Source organism: Aeromonas sp. HMWF014, from assembly GCF_963878295.1.
Lineage (GTDB): Bacteria > Pseudomonadota > Gammaproteobacteria > Enterobacterales > Aeromonadaceae > Aeromonas > Aeromonas popoffii.
In genome coordinates this window covers 629-3061 of the sequence record NZ_CAWNYS010000513.1, presented here as the reverse complement: position 1 = coordinate 3061, position 2433 = coordinate 629, and the positions used below count along the sequence as shown (strand labels likewise).

The window sequence follows — 2433 nt, the reverse complement described above, 5'->3', positions numbered from 1 at the left end:
CCGCCTCTGGCAAGGGCGGTGCACAGCAGAGCGCTGCCGATACCAGCGCAGACGAGATGCTGGCAGAGCTGGGGTTGGCGTCAGCCAAGGGCAAGGCGGTCGAGCCGGATCTCGAGTGGGATCCCAGCGAGCTGGCACTCTCCGATTTTGAAGATGCTTTCGCCGAGGTGGAATCCCATCAGGGTGATGTGACACCACGGGAGCAGGCGCAGGAGAGCGGCTATGTCGAGATCGACAAGCTGCTGGCCGATGCCGATGCCAGCACCACAGAGCCGGAGCCTTATCAGGGCTTCTCGCTGGATGTGGGGCTGGATGGTTTCCCCGAAGTGCTGCCGGAATCCACCGGGTTTGATGTGGATGCCGACGATGGTGGCGTGGGGGCCAAGCTGGATTTGGCCCGTGCCTACCTCGAGATCGATGACAAGGAGAGTGCCCGCGAACTGCTGCAAGAGGCGGCGGAGCAAGGCACGGATCACCAGCGTACCGAGGCCGAGAAGTTGCTCAAGCGGCTGGGGTAACCTTTGAATGGTGTGACCAAATAACGAAGGGCAGCCAGCAGGCTGCCCTTCTCTATTGGTGCCCTTTGTCGAGAGGGATGCGGTTTTTGGGACTTTTCACCCTGAGCGCGTATAATCCGCCCCGTTTCTTTTACCGCTCTCCTTTCACCATAAGACAAGTGTTATCCATGCGAATTGCCCTAGGTATTGAATATGACGGCAGCCGGTATTTCGGCTGGCAGCGTCAGCGAGAAGTGATCAGCGTGCAGGCCGAGCTGGAGAAAGCCCTCAGCCGGATAGCCAACCACCCGGTTTCCATCCAGTGCGCCGGTCGTACCGATGCCGGCGTGCATGCCACAGGTCAGGTGATCCACTTCGATACCCACGCCATCCGCAGCGAGTCCGCCTGGACCCTGGGCCTGAACTCCAACCTGCCGCCGGATATCGCCGTGCGCTGGGTTTTGGCCGTGGACGAGACATTCCACGCCCGCTTCAGCGCCACCGCTCGTCGCTATCGCTATGTCATCTACAACCACAACTACCGCCCGGCGATCCTGGGCAGTGGCGTCAGCCACTATCACGAGACCATCGATGCCGAGCTGATGCACCAGGCGGGCCAGTCCCTGCTGGGGGAACAGGATTTCACCTCGTTTCGGGCCATTGGATGCCAGTCCAAGACGCCGTGGCGCAATGTGACGCACCTGTGCGTCAGCCGTCAGGGGCCTTATATCGTGCTGGATATCCGTGCCAACGCCTTCTTGCACCACATGGTACGTAACATTACCGGCTCCCTGTTGCTGGTGGGGCAGGGGCTCAAACCGGTGGAGTGGATTGCCGAACTGCTGGCCGCCAGGGATCGCAACCTGGCCGGGCCCACCGCCAAGGCGGGTGGACTCTATTTGGTTGACGTGGATTACCCGGCTGAACTGGCGCTGCCACGGTTGCCGCTCGGCCCGCTGTGGCTGCCGGACTCGGCACCGGGTACGACCAGTTTTTAGTAACTGGCCCCGAAAATTTGTGGTTTAATGATCCGTCATTTATTGCCATCGAGCTAGTAAGTCATTGAACAATCTAGGCTCGATGCGTTTTGTCAGGCACAAAAGCATTAAGGAATTCCATGAGCTGGCTTGAGAAGATCCTTCCCAAGAGCAAGATCACTACACCTCGTCGTCACAACATTCCGGAAGGGGTGTGGACCAAGTGCAGTGCTTGTGAACAGGTGCTCTACCGGGCAGAGTTGGAGCGCAACCTCGAAGTGTGCCCCAAGTGTGATCATCATATGCGCATCAGCGCCCGTGCCCGTCTCGAGAGTTTTCTCGATGAGCAGGGCCGCACCGAGATCGGTGCCGAGCTGGAGCCGCAGGATATCTTGAAATTCAAGGATTCCAAGCGCTACAAGGATCGTTTGTCCGCCGCTCAGAAAGCGACGGGAGAGAAAGATGCGCTGGTGGTGATGAAGGGGACCCTCAAGGGGGTGCCGGTCGTCGCCTGTTCATTTGAGTTCTCCTTTATCGGGGGATCCATGTCCTCCGTGGTCGGTGCCCGTTTCGTGCGCGCCGTCGAGGAGAGCATCAAGGAAGGCCGCGGTCTGGTCTGCTTCTCCGCCTCTGGTGGTGCCCGCATGCAGGAAGCGCTCTTCTCGCTGATGCAGATGGCCAAAACCAGTGCGGCGCTGGACAAGCTCACCAAGGCGGGCCTGCCCTATATCTCCGTGCTGACCGACCCCACCATGGGGGGCGTCTCCGCCAGCCTGGCCATGCTGGGTGACATCAACGTGGGCGAGCCCAAGGCGTTGATAGGCTTCGCCGGTCCGCGTGTCATCGAACAGACGGTGCGCGAGAAACTGCCGGAAGGCTTCCAGCGTTCAGAGTTCTTGCTGGAGAAGGGTGCCATCGATCTCATCATCGATCGCCGCGAGATGCGTAACCGTTTGGCC

At 60.0% G+C, this 2433-nt stretch carries 3 protein-coding genes; all 3 read left to right on the top strand.

What is annotated here, in order from left to right:
* A partial coding sequence (locus AAC083_RS23370) for a FimV/HubP family polar landmark protein (RefSeq protein WP_308811025.1) occupies positions 1-518 on the top strand: 518 nt, incomplete at its 5' end.
* Positions 519-685: 167 nt separating this feature from the next.
* A complete protein-coding gene (gene truA, locus AAC083_RS20165; RefSeq protein ID WP_108537559.1) occupies positions 686-1495 on the top strand; it encodes a tRNA pseudouridine(38-40) synthase TruA in 810 nt (269 codons plus the stop codon).
* Positions 1496-1614: 119 nt separating this feature from the next.
* Positions 1615-2433: acetyl-CoA carboxylase, carboxyltransferase subunit beta (accD, locus tag AAC083_RS20160; RefSeq protein WP_219927919.1), on the top strand; the 819-nt coding region annotated here is incomplete at its 3' end.

Excerpts from the sequence above, each read along its gene's own strand:
- truA (WP_108537559.1), top strand. The coding sequence starts at position 686 with ATGCGAATTGCCCTAGGTATTGAATATGACGGCAGCCGGTATTTCGGC.